At 71.6% G+C, this 19479-nt stretch carries 20 protein-coding genes and 1 pseudogene; 8 read left to right on the forward strand and 13 right to left on the reverse strand.

The window, feature by feature from the left end; translation table 11 throughout:
* Positions 1-249: 249 nt before the first annotated feature.
* The 5 genes and pseudogenes from ITJ48_RS14665 to ITJ48_RS14685 form a co-directional block, all read right to left on the reverse strand.
* The gene (locus ITJ48_RS14665; protein WP_194614203.1) at positions 250-915 is read right to left on the reverse strand and encodes a hypothetical protein; all 666 of its coding nucleotides are present in this window, start codon (positions 913-915) and stop codon (positions 250-252) included.
* 34 nt (positions 916-949) lie between these two features.
* On the reverse strand, positions 950-1627 hold the full coding sequence (locus ITJ48_RS14670) for a hypothetical protein (RefSeq protein WP_194614204.1): 678 nt from the start codon (positions 1625-1627) through the stop codon (positions 950-952).
* A 129-nt stretch (positions 1628-1756) separates the two neighbouring features.
* A pseudogene (locus tag ITJ48_RS14675) lies at positions 1757-2401 on the reverse strand (alcohol dehydrogenase catalytic domain-containing protein); the annotation flags it as partial.
* Between the two features lie 98 nt (positions 2402-2499).
* A complete protein-coding gene (locus ITJ48_RS14680; protein WP_194614205.1) occupies positions 2500-2838 on the reverse strand; it encodes a hypothetical protein in 339 nt (112 codons plus the stop codon).
* A gap of 57 nt (positions 2839-2895) precedes the next feature.
* Positions 2896-3843 (reverse strand): NADP-dependent oxidoreductase, encoded by a 948-nt coding sequence (locus ITJ48_RS14685; protein WP_194614206.1) that lies wholly within the window; start codon positions 3841-3843, stop codon positions 2896-2898.
* A 164-nt stretch (positions 3844-4007) separates the two neighbouring features.
* Between ITJ48_RS14685 and ITJ48_RS14690 the strand changes: the two genes are divergently transcribed.
* Positions 4008-4829, forward strand: coding sequence for a helix-turn-helix domain-containing protein (locus ITJ48_RS14690; protein WP_194614207.1), 822 nt, complete (start codon positions 4008-4010; stop codon positions 4827-4829).
* Positions 4830-5023: 194 nt separating this feature from the next.
* Here ITJ48_RS14690 and ITJ48_RS14695 read toward each other — a convergent pair whose 3' ends face one another.
* Both ITJ48_RS14695 and ITJ48_RS14700 read right to left on the reverse strand, forming a co-directional pair.
* Entirely contained in the window at positions 5024-6625 is a 1602-nt protein-coding gene (locus tag ITJ48_RS14695; RefSeq protein ID WP_194614208.1) for an ATP-binding cassette domain-containing protein, read from the reverse strand.
* 351 nt (positions 6626-6976) lie between these two features.
* Positions 6977-7675, reverse strand: coding sequence for an NAD(P)H-binding protein (locus ITJ48_RS14700; RefSeq protein ID WP_194614209.1), 699 nt, complete (start codon positions 7673-7675; stop codon positions 6977-6979).
* A 60-nt stretch (positions 7676-7735) separates the two neighbouring features.
* On the opposite strand from ITJ48_RS14700, the gene ITJ48_RS14705 reads away from it, so the two are divergent.
* On the forward strand, positions 7736-8344 hold the full coding sequence (locus ITJ48_RS14705; protein WP_194614210.1) for a TetR/AcrR family transcriptional regulator: 609 nt from the start codon (positions 7736-7738) through the stop codon (positions 8342-8344).
* Between the two features lie 28 nt (positions 8345-8372).
* On the opposite strand, the gene ITJ48_RS14710 is transcribed toward ITJ48_RS14705, so the two are convergent.
* A complete protein-coding gene (locus ITJ48_RS14710) occupies positions 8373-8999 on the reverse strand; it encodes a TetR/AcrR family transcriptional regulator (protein ID WP_194614211.1) in 627 nt (208 codons plus the stop codon).
* 101 nt (positions 9000-9100) lie between these two features.
* Between ITJ48_RS14710 and ITJ48_RS14715 the strand changes: the two genes are divergently transcribed.
* Positions 9101-10924 carry a carboxylesterase family protein gene (locus ITJ48_RS14715; protein WP_194614212.1) on the forward strand — a complete coding sequence of 608 codons (1824 nt, stop codon included), beginning with the start codon at positions 9101-9103 and terminating at the stop codon, positions 10922-10924.
* Positions 10925-11033: 109 nt separating this feature from the next.
* Here ITJ48_RS14715 and ITJ48_RS14720 read toward each other — a convergent pair whose 3' ends face one another.
* On the reverse strand, positions 11034-11702 hold the full coding sequence (locus tag ITJ48_RS14720) for a hypothetical protein (protein ID WP_194614213.1): 669 nt from the start codon (positions 11700-11702) through the stop codon (positions 11034-11036).
* A gap of 132 nt (positions 11703-11834) precedes the next feature.
* Here ITJ48_RS14720 and ITJ48_RS14725 point away from each other — a divergent pair, with 132 nt between their 5' ends.
* The 3 genes from ITJ48_RS14725 to ITJ48_RS14735 all read left to right on the forward strand — a co-directional run bounded on the left by ITJ48_RS14725 (position 11835) and on the right by ITJ48_RS14735 (position 15493).
* Positions 11835-12539, forward strand: coding sequence for a response regulator transcription factor (locus ITJ48_RS14725; RefSeq protein ID WP_370544946.1), 705 nt, complete (start codon positions 11835-11837; stop codon positions 12537-12539).
* Positions 12529-14313 (forward strand): HAMP domain-containing sensor histidine kinase, encoded by a 1785-nt coding sequence (locus tag ITJ48_RS14730; protein ID WP_194614214.1) that lies wholly within the window; start codon positions 12529-12531, stop codon positions 14311-14313. Before ITJ48_RS14725 ends, ITJ48_RS14730 begins: the two co-directional genes overlap by 11 nt.
* Positions 14314-14590: 277 nt before the next feature.
* A complete protein-coding gene (locus tag ITJ48_RS14735; protein WP_194614215.1) occupies positions 14591-15493 on the forward strand; it encodes a phosphotransferase in 903 nt (300 codons plus the stop codon).
* 122 nt (positions 15494-15615) lie between these two features.
* Here ITJ48_RS14735 and ITJ48_RS14740 read toward each other — a convergent pair whose 3' ends face one another.
* The 4 genes from ITJ48_RS14740 to ITJ48_RS14755 all read right to left on the reverse strand — a co-directional run bounded on the left by ITJ48_RS14740 (position 15616) and on the right by ITJ48_RS14755 (position 17802).
* Complete coding sequence (locus tag ITJ48_RS14740) at positions 15616-16323, reverse strand: hypothetical protein (RefSeq protein WP_228506229.1); 708 nt, start codon at positions 16321-16323, stop codon at positions 15616-15618.
* Positions 16324-16436: 113 nt separating this feature from the next.
* Positions 16437-16967, reverse strand: coding sequence for a hypothetical protein (locus ITJ48_RS14745; protein WP_194614216.1), 531 nt, complete (start codon positions 16965-16967; stop codon positions 16437-16439).
* A 67-nt stretch (positions 16968-17034) separates the two neighbouring features.
* On the reverse strand, positions 17035-17490 hold the full coding sequence (locus tag ITJ48_RS14750) for a hypothetical protein (protein WP_194614217.1): 456 nt from the start codon (positions 17488-17490) through the stop codon (positions 17035-17037).
* A 6-nt stretch (positions 17491-17496) separates the two neighbouring features.
* Positions 17497-17802 carry a Dabb family protein gene (locus tag ITJ48_RS14755; RefSeq protein WP_194614218.1) on the reverse strand — a complete coding sequence of 102 codons (306 nt, stop codon included), beginning with the start codon at positions 17800-17802 and terminating at the stop codon, positions 17497-17499.
* Between the two features lie 303 nt (positions 17803-18105).
* Between ITJ48_RS14755 and ITJ48_RS14760 the strand changes: the two genes are divergently transcribed.
* On the forward strand, positions 18106-18570 hold the full coding sequence (locus ITJ48_RS14760) for a phage holin family protein (protein ID WP_370544947.1): 465 nt from the start codon (positions 18106-18108) through the stop codon (positions 18568-18570).
* An 89-nt stretch (positions 18571-18659) separates the two neighbouring features.
* Positions 18660-19451, forward strand: coding sequence for an aquaporin Z (gene aqpZ, locus ITJ48_RS14765; RefSeq protein ID WP_194614220.1), 792 nt, complete (start codon positions 18660-18662; stop codon positions 19449-19451).
* Positions 19452-19479 lie beyond the last annotated feature (28 nt).

Raw genomic sequence — 19479 nt, forward strand, 5'->3', positions numbered from 1 at the left:
GTGCCCCGCCGGGTACGAGTGCGCGGCCGAGGCGGTCGACGTGGGCGGCACCCCGTGGAGCTGCACCCGCCGTCGAGCTCCCACCGACGCTGAGCACCACGCCGTGTTCGGTCAGCTCGGAGACGGACCCACCTAAGCCGACAGGATCACGGCCGACGTGCCGTCGAGCTTCTGGGCGTGCGACAACGACCACGTTCGCGCGTCAATCTCCGTGTGCGCCGGGAAATCGTCAACAGCGCCTTCGGCGGCTCAGCCAGATGCAGACGAATGTCCGTTCATGATCGCGAAGATGGCACGACGGTATGCCTGCACCTCGAGAAGGCCGGCTTTCCACTCTTCATCGAGCTTGGCCAAATCCGTTGTCTGATCGGGTGTCGGCCGGAACAGCTCGTACGGGGGATCTCGCCGCTTCTGATCCTCGTACGACTCCGGATAGTCCCGAGGCAGTTCCGGATAGGCATCCGGAGCTGGCACAGGGGCAGGCAAAATGGGGTTGCTCAGAGCGCGCCGGAGGATCTTTGCTCGCTCCGAATGCGAGAGGCTGCCTTGTTCGCCAGCCTGGTCGAGCGCTTGAACAAGCTCTGGCGAGCCCGGGAGTCGGGCGAGCAGCTCGAGCGCCTCGTCGCGGGTTTGCGGGTCGGGCGTGCTGAGCTTCTGTGTGATCGTGGCGACGTAGCCGGGACGCTCGGAGTGCAGGTCCCCCACGAAGGTGTTCGCATCTCCGTAGTTGCCATTTATCTGCTCAGCGAGGCGCTGGATCCGAAGCCGTGTCGGCCACGGGCCACCTTCGTACATGGTGCTCAGCGTGCGGGCGAGATCGGTTCGGTCAGTGGTTGGGAGGTCCTGCAGCAGGTCCTCGCACCACACCAGGACGTACTCGGTCAGGGAACTGGGGAGGCCGCGACTGTCGGACACGTCTGCACCTTCTTTCGGGTCGCGATCAAACTGTCTAGGTGAGCCAGGGTGACATCACGATGTCCGTCACGCGCCGGACGTCGCCTCCATCTCGCAACCAGGCAACAGGGGTCTTGTTGCCCTCGCCGTAGAGGTCTTCTTGGGGTGTGCCCATGAGGCCGGCCAGGATGATCCAGCTCTGCTCCGAGCTAGCGGCTGCGATCACCTCCGCTAGTCCTGGGAGAAGCTTGCCGGGTGACGACAGGCTGAGCTGCCATTCGGGAAACCGGAGCCGGCCCGAGATCTCGACTGCGTGGAGCCGACCGTCAGTGGCGGCGGTGGTGACCTCGTCTTCACTCCAGTGCAGGAACCTGGCAATCGCCGTGAGCGAGAGGGTTCCCGCGAGGCTCGAAAACCACGACTCAACGACCCGCAGTTGCAGGCTTCCGCGTGCGACGGATCGCCGTGCGGCGTCGTATTCAGCGGCCGAGAAGGAACCCGAAGTGATTAGGAAGGCCCGGTCGCTTTCGCCATCGGGTTCAGGTTTCAGCCGGGGCTCGATGGACAACAACTTTTCGGTCAGTGCGTCCATGAAGTAGTCGGCGTCGTTGCCGAGCCGTTCGACGGCTTGGGCAAGCCGACGTACGGCGTCTTCGGAGGCGTTGCCGACGAGGAAGTCGTTGTCGGTCTTCGACTCCGTTGGCTGCGCGTTCGGTGCGGCTGGGTCCGTCATGGGGCCGATAGTGGCACAGCACAGCGAAATATCGAATGGCTATGCCCACCGTCGATCCCTAGAAGGAGCCACTCCACGGGAGTCAGCTGAACTCCGTTTAGGTGAGCGTCTTGCTGGCGGGTGTTCATGAATCCGGGTGGCGCCGAACTCGCGGCCGAGGTCTGTACGGGCGGTGTGGCGGCCCATGAGGATGATCGTCTCGGCACCGAGCTGTTTCGAGGCGAGGACGGCGGAGAGACCCACAGCGCCGTCGCCGATCACGGTGACGGTCTTGCCAGGGCCGACCTGCCCCTGCACCGCGGCGTGGTAGCCGGTGAGGTAGACGTCGGACAGGGTCAGCAGGCTCGGCATGAGTGCCTCGTCGGTGCCCTCGGGGATCTTCACTGCAGTGCCGTCGGCTTCGGGGACGATGAGCTTCTCCGCCTGGGTGGCCGAGGGAGCCCCGTCGAAGAACCCACCGTGCACGCACGAGGTGGTGATGCCGTCGCGGCAGAACGGGCAGGTGCCGTCTGACCAGGCGAAAGGCACGATGACGGTGTCACCGATGGCGAGGGTGCGGACGTCGTCGCCGATCTCCTCGACGACGCCGATGGCCTCGTGGCCCATGCGGCGACCCTCGGGGGTATCGCCGAGGTCATGGTACGGGTGCAGGTCCGAGCCGCAGACGCAGGCGTACGTGACACGGATGAGGGCCTCGGTGGGCTTCTGGATGATGGGGTCGGGGACTTCTTCGACGCGGACGTCGCCGGCGCCGTACATGACTGTCGCTTTCATGGTGTTCCTTTCAGGGTGTGTCGAGTCGCACTCGACGTTAAGCCGTGCTGGAGTGCGTAGGCAGGCCCGCTCAGGGCCTGCTTCGCGCGGACGAGGGGTCAGCGGACGCGGGTCCAGGTGCCGTGGAGCTGGACGAACTCGCCGCCGATGACGGAGCTGGCCATGCAGGCGCCGTTGGTGTAGTCCTCGATGTGGGTGACGTGGTCGCCCGAGTCGGGCTCGGTCCAGCGGACGACGTGTAGGCCGTCACGGAGCTTGGTGGTGGTGTACTCCATGGTCTGCTGTCGGCCCTCGATGGCACCGCTCGTGACGAGGAACGAGACCTGAGTCTCGGTGTCGAAGGTGATCTCGACGGTGAAGTGGCCGAGGGGCGTGTCGGGGCCGAGGTCGGCGAGCCAGGTCTGTCCGACGCTGGGGAGGGGTGCGGCGATGTCCATGGGATGTCCTTCTCTGGTGATGTGGGGCTGGTGGGTCGTTGAGTGGGACCGGGTGGGTCAGAACTCGAGGATGAGACGGCCGCGGAGGCCGCCCTGCTCGAGCCGGGCGTGGGCGATCGAGGCGTCGGCCGCGGGGAGCGTGCCGGCGACACGAGTGGCGATCTCGCCACGGTCGGCCAGCTGCGCGAGGGCGCTGATGGCGTCGTGGCGACGGTTGGACCGCATCACGTACGACGAGAAGACCTGGACGTCGCGACCGGGGGTGCTGTCGGTGGGGAGGTAGAACGCCGCCTGTCCTCCGTCGCGGACGGCGCCGAAGACGGACTCGCCGACGATCGCCGGGTCGGCGAGAGCGTCGGCGCCACGACCTTCGGTCAGGGCGAGGACGCCCGCGGCGAAGTCCTCACCGCGGTCGATGATGTGCGTCGCCCCGAAGCCGCGGACGAGTTCCGCCTCCGCCTCGGATGCCGAGGCGATGACGGTGATGCCTCGGCGGGCGGCGAGTTCGACGAGGTAGCCGCCGACGGCTCCGGTGGCACCGGTCACGGCGAGGGTCGATCCGGGCTCGAGGTCCAGGTGCTCGAGGGTGATCTCAGCGGTCAGAGCGTTGGAGAGGAACGAGGCCCCTTCGACGAACGTCAGGTCGCCGGGCAGCAGGGTCACCGATTCCGCGGGGAGGACGACGAATTCGCTGTAGCCTCCGTGGCTGCCCTCGGGGACGACGAACCCGATGACTGCATCGCCGAGGGTCAGCGGTTCGGTCGTCGTCAGCCGGTCACCGATCTCGTCGATGACGCCGGTGATGTCCGTTCCGGGGACGACGGGTTCGGTGATGACCCCGTCCTTGCCGGCGAACCCGCCGGAGCGGATGATCGTGTCGACCGGGTTCGCTGCCGCCGCGTGGACGCGGATTCGGACCTCGCCGGGCCCTGCGTGGGGTTCGGGGATGTCCAGAGCGTGGAGGACGCTCGGCCCTCCGAATTCAGTGAGCCCGATGGCCTTCATGGTGTCCTCCTGTCGCGCGCCGGAGGGGGATCGTCCGGCGCCGTGACATCACGTTCCCACTCGGAGTCAGCCGCCCACAGGGGAAGGAAAATGACCCCCCTGCTACCGACGAGATGGGGGATGACGGTCTGCATGTTCTCTGAGCGCTCTGGCAGGATCGGCAGATGGCTTCCGAACCGAGATGGCGAGAGATCGGAGACTTCCTTCGAGCGCGACGGGCCGAGCTGCGACCGCACGACCTCGGCTTGGCCGAGACCGAGCAACCCCGCCGAGTCCCTGGCCTTCGACGTGAAGAGGTGGCCCGGGCCGCCTCCATCAGCACCGATTACTACACACGCCTCGAGCAGGGGCGATTACCGGCGTCAGCGCCCGTGCTCGACGACCTCGCCCGAGTTCTGCGGCTCGCCGTGGATGAGCGCACCTATCTCGCGGGACTGGCCGGGAAGGTCTTGCCCGGCGAAGCGCCAACTCCTCCGGCTGGTGTCGCCCCTTTCGTGCTGAGGATGATCGCCGACCTGAGCGCGACGCCGGTCTTCGTCATGGGACCCCGGACTGAGATCGTCGCCTGGAACCAGCTCGCCGCGTCACTCATCACCGACTTCTCCGAGATCCCCGAGGACGAGCGCTACTTCATCCGGCTGCTGTTCACCGACCCCGCTATGCGCACGCTCTACACGAACTGGCTCGGGGTCGTCGACTTGGCTCTCGCGCAGCTACGGATGGACAGTGCACGTGATCCCGAGGAGCCTCGGCTCCAGGCCCTGATCGCCGAACTGATCGGCCTCGGCACAGAGTTCGAGGGGCTGTGGACCGCGCACGAGGTAGCAACTCGCGGCACGGGTACCAAGGTCTTGCACCATCCCGTCGTCGGCGAGTTGACGCTCGATTGGGGCGCGCTCGATGCGGGGGATGGCCATACAGCGATCGTCTGGACTGCCGCAGATGGGTCTCCTTCGCAAGAAGGCCTGCGACGGTTGGGGCATTAGGAGTCGCCTGCTGGTCTTGTTGAGCGACGTCACTGCGAGTGGTGAAAACCATTCGGCTGAGCACGGAGGCACGCCTGGACCTGGCAACGGACCTGACATTTTGAGTGGCAGCAGGCCCAGACAGATCGAGTGGCGGGAGTGTCAAATCGAGGCGTGTCGCGGACAATCAGAGTGGCGATCGACACACGGTCCCGTCAGTCCAGAGCCACGCGGGCGTGCAGCCCCAGCCGCTCGAGGAACCTCTCGTCGTGGCTGACGACCACGAGGCCGCCGCGCCAGGCCGCGAGCACGTCGACGAGGTGGTCGGTCGTCGCCATGTCGAGGTCGTTCGTCGGCTCGTCGAGCACGAGCAGCTGGGGGACCGGGTCGGCGAGCACCAGGCCCGCGAGGGCCACGCGGAAACGTTCTCCTCCAGAGAGTGTTGCCGTCGTCCGGTCGACGACTGAGCCACGGACGAGGAGGCGCGCGAGGGCGTTGCGCAGCTCACGGTCGGGCATGGCGGGAGCGGCGCGGGCGACGTGCTCGAGGACGGTGTCGTCGTCGTCGAGCAGCCCGTCGCGGCGCTGGGGCAGCCAGGCGACACGTTCGGTGAACGACGTCGCCCCCGTGTCGGCCAGGGGGTGCGGCCTCGCGCCGGGAGCACCGACGAGCTGCTCGAGCAGCGTCGTCTTGCCCGTGCCGTTCGCACCGACGACCGCGATCCGCTCCGGCCCCTGCAGCACGGTGGTCCTGCCCCGCACGGTCAGCTCCGCGAGGCGTCGCCCCGCCGGTATCGCCGGATCGGGCAGGTCGACGCGGACGGCGTCGTCGTCCCTCACCGCTCGCGAGGCGACGTCGACCTGGTCCCTGGCTCGCGCCTCCGCGTCCCCGTGGCCCGAGCGCAGCCGGCCCGCGGTCGCTTCCGCCTTGTTCCTCCTCGCGTGGGCGATGATCGCGGGCATCGACTCCGCCGAGCGTCGACCGGCCCGCGCCCGACGCGCGATCGTCGTCTCGGCCTCGATGCGCTGCCGCCGTTCGGCGCGCAGCAGCTGATCGGCGTCGCGCAGGTCGCGCTCGGCAGCCGACCGCTCGACGGCCAGGCGCTGCTCGAACTCGGACCAGGTCCCTCCCGAGGTGCGGATCGAACCGTCCCGCAGCTCGGCGATCTCGTCGACTTGCTCGAGGAGCTCGCGGTCGTGGCTCACGACGACGAGCGTGCCGCGCCAGCGATCGACGAGGTCGAGCAACAGCCCGCGCGACCGCAGGTCGAGGTCGTTCGTCGGCTCGTCGAGCACGGCGACGGGCCGGTCGCGCAGCCGCACGCCGGTGACGGCGGTGAGGACGGCCTGCCCGCCCGACAGGGTCGCGACCGGACGGAGCAGGTCCCCGGTGTCGAGGTCGAGCCCGACCTCGCTGAGGGCGGCGACGGCCCGGGCCTCGAGGTCCCAGTCGTCGCCGAGGGCGTCGTAGTGCCGCGGGTCGGGGTCGCCGCCGAGGATCGCGTGCAGGGCGTCGAGCCGCGGGCGGATGCCGAGCAGGTCGGCGACGGTGTCGTCCGGTCCGCGACGGAGGCGCTGCGGCAGCAGGTCGACGGGTCCGGTCGCCGAGACCCTCCCGCCGGTGGGCGCGAGATCACCCGTCACGAGGCGGACGAGCGTCGACTTGCCGGCGCCGTTGGCCCCGACGAGGCCGGTGCGGCCCCGCCCGAAGGCCGTGGTGACCCGGTCGAGGACGACGGCGCCGTCGGGCCAGGCGAACGAGCAGTCGGTGAGGACGACGGACGGTGAGGGCGTGGTGGTGCTGAGGGTGGAGGGCACGGTGCTCCCGGGGGTGGTGTCGGCGCACGACACCACCGCGCTCCCGGCCGGAGGCAGGGGAGCGTCGGCCTCGCCCGGGTCAGCGGGCGGGCACGGGCGGAGTCAGTGCGAGGGCAGCTGCTGCGTCGTGGACGCAGTACCGGTGCTGGTGCGCAATGGGCCGTCTTCCGTGCGGGGAGCCCCCGTGTCCGCGAGCCGTCCGGTCGGCCGGTGAGGTGGCCGCACCGACGTCGCGGCTCACGACGAGGTACGCGCCGATGCTAGGCGCAGGGTGCGGAGCGGCGCAAGGGCAGGGCGTCGCAGGGCAGGGCAGGCTGCGGTGCCGGCGGATCGACCGAGGAGGGCCGTCGCCTAGTCGTCCGTGTGGCGCCGGACGGCCTCGGGGATCGGCGTGCCGCCGTCGTTCAGCTCGAGGATGCGGCGGGCGACGGACGGGGCCAGCACCAGGGCCTCGAGGACGGCCGCGACGTCGGCTCGCGCGATCTCGCCGTGGTGCTCGGCGGGGCCGAGGGAGACGTGCCCGGAGCCCGGGTCGTCCGTCAGCAGGGAGGGTCGGAGGACCATCCAGTCGAGGTCCCGCCGGGTCAGCCGCACCTCCGCCGTCTTCTTGACCGCGAAGTAGTGCTCCTCGTCGTCGCTCAGCGATCGCTCACGCCAGGCCTCGGGGAGGACGGACAGCAGGATCAGGCGCGTCCCCGGGTGCTGGGCGACCGCCTCCGAGACCCGGTCGACAGCGGCGAGGTCGATGTCATCAGTCACGCTCTGCGGGCCGGCGTTCGAGCCGGCCGCGTAGACCACGACGTCGACGTCCGCGAGCATCGTCGCGAGTTCGTCCGACGACACGGCGCCGAGGGCGCCGACGTGGGTCGAGACCCCTTCTTCGCGCAGGGCCGCGGCCTGATCCGGAGTCCGCACGAGACCGGAGACGGGCACGTCGCGAGCTCGGAGGCGCGTCGTGAGCAGACGCCCGACCCGTCCGGTGATGCCGAAGACGAAGACGCGAGGCTCCACCGCCTCCTCGGGGACAGGTCGGAGGGAGTGCGGTGTCATGGTGGTTCCTCTCATAAGCTACTTCTCGTAGCTAGAACGTAACCTACAGAAGGTAGCTTAATGGACGCCCAGGGATCGACAGTGCCGAAGCGCCGCCTCTCGTGGGACGCTCGCCACCAGGACCTGCTCGAGAAAGCCCTGGCCATCGTCGGGGAGCAGGGCGTGGACGCCCTGACCCTCGGTGTCCTCGCGCTGAACGCAGGAGTGTCGAAGCCCGTCGTCTACGACCACTTCGAGACGCGCTCGGCCCTGCTCACGGCCCTGTACCGCTGGATCGACGCCGAGCGGAAGCGCGCGTTCCGGGACGGCATGGCCCAGGGCGACATCGCGTACGAGGCGATGATCGAGGCGCTCGCCTCCATCTACATCCGGTGCGCGACCGACGCGAGCGGGGAGTTCTTCGCCGTCGGCGCGGCCATGACCGGCACCGGAGAGCGGTCACGCATCTACCGAGAGCTCGTCGACACGGGCGTGACGATGTTCGAGGACGTCCTCCGGCCTCACGTCCGGATGCCCGACGCTGAGCTCCAGCGCCTTTGCATCGCGCTCGTCGGCGCGGGGGAGTCGCTGTCGTCGGCGGTCCTCGGAGGCCTGACCACCGAGGCGGACGCCATCGCGACGTACTCCTTGCTGCTCGGGCAGGCGACGACCCCGGCGGCGATCCGCTAGGCACCAGGGCGCGGGCCGACGAGCAGCCCTACGGCACAGCCGACTCGACCGTCAGCCCGCGGATGACCGCGGTCACGGCGACGACTTGCGTCCGCACGCCGTCGGGGTCGACGGCCGTCTGGCCGACCGCGCCTACGTGGGCGGCGACGACGGCCTTCGCCAGGAGGGCCGGCTCGACGACGGGCTCGCGTCCGTGGGCGGCGGCGAGGGCGACGAAGCGCGCGCCCAGCTCGGCCGCGACGGCGCCGTCGTCGATCCTCATCAGGTCGGCGAAGACGGGGTCCGCCGCCGCGCGCGCGAGCAGCACCGACCGCAACGAGAACCACTCCCTGCTGTCGGGCAGCGAGTCCAGGAGGTGGCCCACCGCCTCCTCGAGGGAGTCCTGCCGCCCCTCACCTGACGTCTGCGCCTCCAGGGCCGCCCACAGACGGTGCCAGACCCGGCCCGCCTGCTCCTCGTGCAGCGCGAGATAGAGCTGGTCGACGCTGGTGAAGTTCGAGTAGAAGGCCCCGCGGGTGAAGCCCGCCCGTGCGCAGATGCCCTCGACGCTCTGGCTGATCGTGCCGCTCGCCTCGAACAGGTCGGCCGCGGCGGCCAGGAGGCGACGCCGGGTGTCGGTCCGTCGGCGCACCGAGGGGGTTTCTCCGTCGTTCACGGGACGAGCCTATGCGCCCCGGCCCGCACCTCCTCCAGGTTGGATGCAATTCGTATCGAGTACGGTTCGTATCGAGTACGGACCGCATCGAGAGGATCAGGGTGACGAAGAGAACGCAGGACGGACCGCGCAGCAGATCGCACGGCAGGAGGTGGTGGCTGCCGACCGCAGCCGTGGCGCTGGTCGGCGCGGTGGTCGCCTGGCTGAACCAGGCTCCGTGGTGGGGGTGGCTGCTCGTGGCCGCGACCGTCGCGGCGGCCGCGCTCCTCTCGCGGACGTGGCGGCGTCGACGGTGGTTCGTCCGGGGCGCCGCCTGGGTCGCGGTGGCCGGGCTCACCGGAGGCGTGGCCCTGGCGGCGGGGCCGATCGTCGGCACCCGGACCCTAGACGGCCCTCACACGGACGCCGTGACGACCGCCCAGGGCGACGTGGTCGGCGTGCGCGACCCGAGCGGCGTGGACGCCTTCGCGGGGATCCCCTACGCGGCCCCGCCGGTCGGCGACCTGAGGTGGGAGGCGCCGCAGCCGGCCCCCGCGCGATCCGAGACCCTCGTCGCCGACGACTTCGGCACCTCCGTGGTCCAGGCCGAGCCCAGCGTCGTCACCCGGGCCGCGACCCGCGTGCTCGACCTGCCGCTCGAGCAGACGCTGCTGGGCGGGTACGCGACCGACGAGGACAGCCTGCGGCTGAACGTCTGGAGGCCGTCGGAGGCGCCTCCTGGGCCCCTGCCCGTGCTCGTCTACCTGCACGGCGGCGGGTTCGTGGCGGGCTCGGGCGCACTGCCCGCCTACGACGGGACGGCCCTCGCGTCGACCGGCCGAGCCGTCGTCGTGACGATCAACTACCGGCTCGGGGTGTTCGGGTTCCTGGCCGGCGATGCCCTCGGCGGCGACACCCCGGGCAACCAGGGCCTGCTCGACCAGCTCGCCGCCCTGCAGTGGGTGCACGACAACATCGGCGAGTTCGGCGGGGACCCGGGGCAGGTCACCGTCGCGGGGGAGTCGGCGGGCTCGGGAGCCGCGTGCATCCTGGGCGTCTCGCCCCTGGCCACGGGCCTCGTCCACGGTCTGATCGGCGAGAGCGGGGGGTGCCTGGGCAGTGCGGGCGACCGCGACGGGGGCGACCTCTACGACGACGCCGAGCACGCGCGCGAGGCCGCTCGCGGCCTGAGCGACGCACTCGGCGGCGCGACCCTGGCGGAGATGCGCGCGATGCCGGCCGAGCGCATCGCGGCGGCCGCGGCGGCCGCGGACCTCACGACGCACTGGTGGCCCGTCGTCGGCGACGCCGTGCTGCCCGACACCCCGTCGGCCCTCTACGAGGCGGGGCTGCAGAACGACGTCCCCCTGCTGCTCGGCAGCAACGCCGACGAGACGTCCCTCGACCTGATCAGCGGGGTCGACCCGGACCCGGCGACGTGGGCCCGGGAGGCCCGCGACGAGTACGGGGACGACGCCGACGAGTTCCTCGCGCTGTACCCGGGAGGGGACGAGGAGGAGGTGACCGAGTCGCGGATCCGGTCCGGCACCGACCAGTCCATGACCGCCCCGATGCGGAAGTGGGGCCTGACGGCAGCTCGGTCGGGGGAGTCGCCCGTCTATCCGTACTGGTTCACGCGCGTCCCCCCGGACCCGGACCTCGAGCGCTTCGGCGCGTACCACGGGTCCGAGGTGATGTACGCGTACGGCAACCTCGGCGCCGACGGGGACATCGACTACACGACCGTCGACCGACGGCTCGAGTCGGAGATGACGGGGTACTGGCTCGACTTCGTCACGCGGGGCGATCCGAACGGAGCCGACCGTGAACGGTGGCCGACGCTGCAGGAGGCGCCCGACAGCGTCCTCGAGCTCGGTGACGTCACCTCCGTCACGTCGCGCCCGTCGGCGGCGGCGGTCGACTTCTGGCTGCGCCGGGAGGGGTGAGGCTGCGGGACTGCCGGGCTGACGCTGCGGGGTCGGCGCCGCGGGGCTGACGCCGCAGGGCCGCCGCCGGTGTCGGCGACGGCCCTGCGGGTCAACGGGCGAGCGGAGCTCAGCCCCGGGCGACCTCGAGCGCGACCGAGGGCAGGAGCTCCATGCCCTTCGAGATCGAGGAGGCGTCGTTCCCGGCGCCGCCGAACGCGATGCCCACGCGGTCGCCGCCGTCGTCCGGAGCGACGGCCACCTCGGTGACGCCGGCCGCCTCCAGGCGCTCCACGACCTCGGCGGCGAACGCCGGTGCCTCCGGGTTGCTGCGGTCCAGCTCCCACGGCGGTGCCGGCTCGAGCGGTGCGCAGAACGCCTCGGCCTGCTCGCCGACCGCGGTCTCGGCCGCCGTCGCGGGCCGCGTCAGCGACGACGAGTCCGCGGTCTCCGTGGTCGTGGTGCCGGTCGTGGTCGCAGTGCCCGTCGCCGACTCCGCGCGGTCGGCGATGCACCGGAGGTACAGGTCGTTCGCCGGGTCGGCCGTGGCCAGGTAGGCGAGCGACTCGCGGCCGGGCGTGCCGTACTCCTGGATCGCCGACGTCGCCGCTGCGTCGACGGCCTTCGCGACCTCGTCCGCAGCGGCGCCGGTCGTCGTCGACGAGACCTCAGCGGAGGCGCGGGTCACGCCCGTCGCGGGAGCCTCGGCAGCCTGGGCGGACATCGAGAGACCTGCGACGGCGGCGCCTCCGAGGACGAGTGCGCCGCCGACGACGGCGCTGATCTTGGTGAGGGACATGTCGGTCCTTTCGGTTGGGAGATCTCAGCGTCGGCCAGGAGTGTGAAGGACCTGTGCGCTCGCCGTGCCGGTTCGGTGAGAAGAGCCGTCGCGGGGAGATCCCCGGGCTCACGGCCCCGTAGCGTGGCTCACGTGGCGCGGATAGTGGTGGCAGAGGACGACGAGCTCCAGGGGGAGCTGCTCCGGCGCTACCTCGAACGCGAGGGGCACGAGGTCGAGGTGGTCTCCGACGGCGTCCGCGCGCTCGAGAGCGTGAAGGACGGCCGCGCCTCCTTGTTGGTGCTCGACGTGATGCTGCCGGGCCTCGACGGCCTGCAGGTCAGCACCCGCCTCCGTGAGGAGGGGTCGGAGCTGCCGATCCTGATGGTCACCGCCCGCGTGGCCGAGAACGACCTGCTGCTCGGCCTCGACCACGGCGCGGACGACTACCTCACGAAGCCGTACAGCCCACGCGAGCTCCTCGCCCGGGTCCGGGCGCTGCTGCGGCGGAGCGCGCCCCAGCGCGTGGACGGCGTGCTCCGCGCCGGGGACATCTCCCTCGACCCGGCGCGGCGCGAGACGCGGACCTCCGGCCGGCTCGTGGACCTCACGCGTGCCGAGTTCGACCTGCTGAGGGCGTTGATGTCGGCAGCGGGGAGCGTGCTGAGCCGGGGGCAGCTGCTGGTCGCGCTGCACGGTGACGGCCGCTTCATCACGGAGCGGACCATCGACGCCCACGTGAAGAACCTCCGGGCGAAGCTCGAGCTCGACCCGGAGGCGCCCTGCGGCATCGAGACCGTCTACGGCGTCGGGTACCGCTTCTCCTCGACCGGGGAGACGGGTCCTCGTGCGTCGTAGTCTGCTCGTCCGCTTCCTCGCGATCGGCATCGTCATCGTCACCCTCTCGATCGCGGGCACGACGTGGATCGTCTCGACGGCGGTCACCCGGCGGGACGCCGTCCAGATCGACCGGGACGCCCGCACCGACCAGGACGTCGTGGCGGCGGTGCGGAGCTGGGCGGGCCGGGAGCAGAGCTGGGCCGACGTCGCGACCGAGCTCGACAGGCTCGGCGACCGGTTCGATCGGCGCCTCGTCCTCCTCGACGTCGACGGGCGGACCATCGGCGACACCGACGCGTCGCGGCCCGTGCCCCAGCTGCCCGGCACGCCGGTCGACCCGCTCTCCGAGACCTTCGCGGACACGCTGAGCCCGATCAGCACGACGGTCGCGGGCGCGATGGTGCTCGACGAGTCGCAGGCGCGGTCGTCCCGTGCCGCGGCGGAGGCGGTCGCCGCCTGCGCAGGGCTGCCGTCGTCGTCGGTCTCGCTCTGGCCCAACGGCCGGGCGGTCGTCTCGGGTGCGTTCCCGCCCGGCTGCGAGACCGAGGCCTACACGGCACCGCACGGCCCCGAGCAGGCGGCCCTCGGCCTGCTCACCGCGCAGACCAACGAGTGCCTGGCCGCCCAGTCGATCACTCCCGTCAGCGCGGTCCAGCTCGACCTGGTGTCGCCGGGCGCCGCGCAGGGCATCTCGCTCCGCGTCGTCGGAGGCGACGAGGCGGTCCCCCTCGAGACGCTGCAGCGGACCAGGAGCTGCGTCACGAGAGCCTGGACGACGATCAACGAGGACCTCGTCCCGCCCCGCGCCTACCTGGTCACCTCGCCGGTCGACGGCGCCCGGCCGGCTCTGGACTCGTTGACGACCGACTCGCTCGCCCGGATCGCGGCGGTCGTCATCGGCCTCGTCGCGCTCAGCGGCGCCCTCGTGCTCGTCGCGAGCGGCCAGGCGGTCCGTCGGATCCGTCGCCTGCAGCTCGTCACCGAACGGCTCACGGCAGGGCAGCACACCGCGAGAGCACCGGAGTCAGGGCAGGACGAGATCTCGCGACTCGGCAGCGCGGTGAACGAGCTCGCCGACGGTCTCGAGCAGGCGCGGCAGCAACGCGACCAGCTGACGGCCGACATCGCCCACGACCTCAGGACCCCCCTGACGAACATCCGCGGCTGGGCCGAGGCCTGGGACGACGGGATCGTCTCGGACAAGGACGAGGTCGCCAGGGTCATCGGTCGTGAGGCTCGGCACCTCGAGCGCCTCATCGACGACCTGCGGACGGTCGCGTCGTCCGACGCGGGAGAGCTGAGGCTGCAGCCGCAGGAGGTCGACCTCGCGGCGTTGCTGCAGGAGGCTGTCGACGCGCGGCGGCTGCAGGGGCCGGCGGTCGAGTACCGAGGGCCCCTCCGCGTGGTCGTCGTCGCGGATCCCGTGCTCCTGCGCCAGGTCGTGGGCAACCTGCTCGACAACGCCCTCGTCCACGGTCGCCCCCGCACGGTGGTCGTCAGCCTCTCGCCCGGGGACGGCTCGGCCCAGGTCGACGTCGAGGACGACGGGGTCGGCATCCGCGAGGAGGACCTCGGGTCGGTGTTCGACCGCCTCTGGAGAGCGGACCGTTCACGCCGGCGTGACGGCCCCGGGCACGGCCTCGGGCTGACCATCACCCGCCGCATCGTCGAGCTGCACGGCGGGAGCATCGGCGTCGTGGCCGTGCAGCCGCACGGGGCCCGGTTCACGTTCCGCATCCCGTCGACTCCGTCGTCCGTGTCGGACGGCGAGCAGCGCCTCCTCGGGTCCTGACGTCTGGCATCCTCGGTCCATGAGCGAGGAGACGCATCTGCCCAGGGCTCGAACCGTCGAGGTGCGTGAGGTCGTCGAGCAGCGGTCGCCGTGGCCGTCCGTCGCGGAGGTCGTGACCACCGTGCTGCTGGTCTTCGTCGGCGGCGCCCTGTCCTGGTTCGTCGCCGATCGGCTCGACGAGCCGGCGAAGGCGCGAGGAACACCGGAAAGGGACGATTTATCCGGAGGCCCCAGGGCATGTCGTCCCTTTCCGGGCATCTCACCGAGAGGAGCGGACATGACCAGGACCACGTGGGCAGAGGTGCCCACCACGGTGCGCCGTGCACTCGAGGAGGCGCTGGGCGACCAGGTCGAGGAGGCGGTGAGCCAGTCGGCCGGGTTCTCCTCCGGCAGTGCCGATCGGCTGGTGCTCCGCAGCGGACGGCGAGTGTTCGCGAAGTCGGCGAGTCGATCGCGCAACGCCGGCACCCACGAGCTGCACCGGCGGGAGGCGACGGTCGTCCGAGGTCTGCCCGCGTCGGTGTCGGCACCCCGAGTGGTCGCGACGGTCGAGCAGGACGACTGGGTCGTCGTGGCGTTCGAGGACGTCGACGGCCGTCACCCCGGGCCGGACGACACGACGCTCGTGCTCGACGCGCTGGCCGACCTGCCCCGGATCCCCGAGGCCTCGCTGCTGCCGCGCCTCCCGGACGAGCTCAGGCCCGACTCCACGAGCTGGGAACGCCTGAGCGCGTCCGGGACCGTGGGGAAGCTCGATCCCTGGACCGTCGGGCACCTCGACCGACTGAGCGACGTCTCGAAGCTGCTCCCGGAGGCAGCAGTGGGGGAGCACCTGGTGCACCTCGACTGCCGTGCCGACAACCTCCTCCTCGACGCCAGCTCGCGCGTGTGGCTGGTCGACTGGCCGTGGGCCTCGGTCGGCGCGCCGTGGTTCGACTCGGTGACCTACCTGCTCGACGTGCTCGTGCGCGACCCGCGCAGCGACGTGGAGGGGCACCTCCTGCACGACTCCCTGCGGGAGGTGCCGCCGGAGGCGGTCGACGCGGTCCTCGCCGGCCTCGCCGGTTCGTGGACGGAGGCGCTGCGGACGCCCGCACCGGCGGGCATGCCGACCCTGCGGGAGTTCCAACGGCGAGAGGCCGCGGCCGCCCTGGGCTGGCTGAGGCGGCGCTGGGCCTGAGGCCCGCCCCAGCACACGGAAAAACCCCATCCCGCTCACGAAGCGGGATGGGGTTCCACCGGGATGCCGGCCCTACGAGGTACGGCGCAGCACCGGCGCGGTCGACACCGTGCGGGAGAGAGTTACTCGGTGGCGACGGTGATCTTCGCGACGCCGACGAGCATCTCGTCCTGGACGGCGTCGGTGTTGAAGGTCTGGTTCAGCAGGGCTGCGGCGTCGGGGCTGATGTGCACGGTGGTGCCCTCGAGGACGGCGTTGGTGCCCTCCATCTGGAGGGGCTTCAGGGTGCCGCCGTAGAGGTTGAAGAGGTAGGCGTCCTCGGCTGCGACAGCGCCGTTGGCGGTGACGGTGCCGTAGAGCTTGCTCTCGCCCGGGTCGATGCGGAAGTCGCTGAGCTCGACGACGGTGCCGTCGGCAGCGGTCAGGGACAGGCCGGAGCCGTCGTGGTCGATCTCGCCCTGGACGTAGGGGCGCACGTCACTGGAGGGGTCGTAGTAGTCGACGTTGCCGCCGGTGATGGGGAAGGAGAAGGTGCCGGTGGTGGCGTCGAACGCGGCGGTGCCGACGACTCCGGGGGTGAGGCCGAGGCTCGTGAGGGCGTCGACGAAGGACGCGTCGACGGCGACCTGGGTGTCGACGCCCTTGCTGAGGTCGGGGAGCGACGCGACGGGCTCGGTCGACGCAGCCGACGACGAGGACGACGGGGCGGCCGAGGACGACGAGCCGGAGGTGGCGTCGCCGGAGGAGCAGGCGGCGAGGCTGAAGATGAGGGCGCCGGAGGCGACGATGCCGAAGGCGGACTTGGTGATGGTCTTGCGCGAGATGTTCACGATGTTTCTCCTTGTCTGTGGTTCCCGGTGGGGAGTTGACAGGGGTTCGCCACCCTCGCTGGATGAGTTTGGTGCGTTACCTGACCGTGACCTCGGCGGTCCGTCTGCTCCGATCAGGGGTCGAGCAGGACTCGCATGGCCTCGGTGAGCACGCGGTTGCCGGCACGGAGCGCGGCGACCTCCGACTCGAGGGCCGCGATCTCGTCAGTGTGCGCCACCGGAGCGCGGGCAGCGACGGGTGTCGGGGCAGGAGGTGCGGACTGGGTCTCGACATCCGGTCCGGCTTCGCGGTCCGGCTCCGCGTCCGCCTCCGGCTCTGGCTCCGGCTCCGACTCCGACTCCGACTGGTGTTCTTCCTCAGGCTCGACGTCCGCGTCCGGCATGACCTCGGGCGCCGGCGCCGGCGCAGGCTCGATCCGCGTCGTCACGACCTGCGAGAACTTGGGGCGGGGCTTCCGGGCCGGCTTCTCGGGCTCGGGTGCCGCCTCCTCGACCCAGGCGCGCAGCGTCTGCTGCGGGATGCCGAACTCGTCGGCGACCACCGTGAGCACGTTGCGGTCGCCCGGCTTCGTGGCCCTGCGCTCGAGGACCCGCGCCGTCGCCGCCTCTCGGGTGTCGTCGTCGTACCACTCGTCGTAGGGCATGCGCCGATTCTAGGGACGGCTGCGCGGCGACCGACCGCACCGCCGCGGTGTCGTCACGGTCGAGTCGTCACCGCGTGGGCGGGAACGACTGCACCCATGCGGTGAACGAGTCGAGGTCGTCGCCCGCGAGCACGACCTGGGGCGCGGCCTCGACGGGGCTCACCACGAAGGCGAGCGAGCGGTCGGGGAGGTGGGCGGTGACGTCGCCCACGATCGACGACCGCGCGGCCGCCCGGGGCCACGCGAGGTAGACGGGCCACTCGGCGCCGACCGACTCGACGATGCCCTGTCGGTCGGCCACGAGGTCCGTGAGCTCGTCGTGCCTCACGAGCACCCGGGCGACCCCGTCCGAGAGCGCGACCGCCGGCAGGGCTCGCAGCTGACGGATGCCCTCGCGAAGGATGGCAGCCTCGGCCGTCAGCCCGGCTCCCGACCACGGAGCGACCGCGTCGAGGGCCGCCTCGAGGGCTGCCGCGGCCGCGGCGTCGGCCTCGGCGCGCGCCTGTCGCCTGCGCTCGAACACCGCGCCCTACGCCGCGATGTCGAAGACGACGACCCGGGCGGCCCAGTCGCGCAGGAAGCCCGCGACCGGCAGGTGCTCGGGGTGCGGGAGGTACGCGTCGAGGGCGGCCCGGTCGCGGAAGCGGACCACGAGCATCCAGTCGAAGCCCCCCTCGAGGCCCTCGCCGCTGACGGTGGGGCCGCTCGACACGGACAGCACGCCGTCGATGGTCGTCAGGTGCTCGTCCGACAGCTCCGTCGCCCGGGCGGTCTCGTCGACCCCGTCGTTCCACTCCGCCAGCACCACGTGCAGCACCTCTGTCGTCTCGGCCATGTCGCGTTCCTCTCGTCGCCGACCGGCTCCCGGTCGCTCGTCCCAGCCTGGACCCCGAGGAGGCGCGGCGCCGGGAGCGCAGAGAGCCCGGGCGGGCAGAGAGCCCGCGCACACAGAGAGAGAGGAGCGACGCACCGTGGCCGGACGCGGCTGGCCGGGGGGCGAGTCCCGGCCCGCGCGAAGCTGGGAGCCAGCCGGAGGTGCGTGACGGCAGGGGAGCGGGACACGACTTGATGGGGAGCCCTGCACCGCGCCTCCCCCGGGGAGATGCGGGCGAGCAGGGCCGAGACCAGGAGGAGCCCCGTGGCCGAGAAGGACACCACCGACACCGGCGCAGCCGAGACCCGCACCGACGACGGCCGCACCGGAGCGCGCCTGCGCGACCAGCTGAGCAGCCGGGCCGACCAGCTGGGCAGTCGCGCGATCGAGCCGATCGTGAAGGCCGTGCGCGGCGAGATCGGCAAGGCGAAGGCCGAGGTCGCCGACCGTGCCCGGAGCGCGCGGACGGGACTGGTCCTCGTGGGGGTCGGCGCCGTGCTGGCCGTCGTCACCGTGGGGCTGCTCGCGGCCGTCGTCGTCACGGCCCTCGCCGTGGCGCTGCCGCTCTGGGCCGCGACGCTCATCGCCTTCGCCGTGTTCGCGATCGCCGCGGCGGTCGTCGTCGAGGTCGGCGTCTCCGCCCTCGGACGCGGCGTGCCGCCCGTCCCCAAGGACACGATCGCCGGCCTCACGTCGCGCGGCGACGAGTCCGCCACCGGTCGCGACTGACCAGCCGCACGCTCACACGCACCACCGCACAACCGCACCACCGCATCGACCGCACCCGACCGCACCACGCACCGGAGAGAACCGCACCCATGGCACGTCAGACCCCCGTCAGCCGCTCGACCTCCGAGCAGCGCACCCAGCACGCCGAGACCTGGTCGAGCGGCGCCCGCTACGCCTCCGAGGCCCTCGGCGCGTTCCTCCTCGTGCTCGGCGGCGTCGGCACCGCCGTGCTCGCCTCGTCGTTCCCCGACGACGGCAACGCGGTCGGGGTCGGGTTCCTCGGCGTCGCCCTCGCCTTCGGCCTGAGCGTGATGGGGGGCATCTACGCCGTCGGCCACATCTCGGGCGGCCACTTCAACCCCGCCGTGACGGTCGGCTTCGCGATCGCCGGACGCACCGAGTGGCGCCACGTGCCCGGCTACGTCGTGGCCCAGGTCGTCGGCGGCCTCGCCGGCGCGGGAGTCGTCGCCGCGGTCGTCGCCGACGGCCCCTCGGGTGCCTTCGCCGCCGCTCGCGAGTCGGGCTTCGCCTCCAACGGGTTCGGCGCGCTCTCGCCCGGCGGCTACGGCCTCGGTGCGGTGCTGCTGATCGAGGTCGTGCTCACCGCGGTCTTCGTCGGCGTCATCCTCTCCGTGACCGCGAAGAAGGAGTACGCCGCCCTGGCGCCCGTCGCGATCGGCCTCACGCTGACCCTGATCCACCTCGTCAGCATCCCGGTGAGCAACACGTCCGTGAACCCCGCGCGCTCGATCGCCGCGGCCGTCGTGGCAGGGCCGGATGCACTCGGTCAGGTGTGGGCCTTCGTCGTCGCGCCCCTGGTCGGCGCGGTCGTCGCGGGGGTCGCCCACCGCCTCCTGCGCCGCCCTGCCCGCGGGCGCTGACCCGCGCTCGCGCTCCCCGCGACGCCCA

The sequence above is a fragment of the Frigoribacterium sp. VKM Ac-2530 genome, assembly GCF_015350835.1.
In the GTDB taxonomy this organism is placed as follows: domain Bacteria; phylum Actinomycetota; class Actinomycetes; order Actinomycetales; family Microbacteriaceae; genus Frigoribacterium.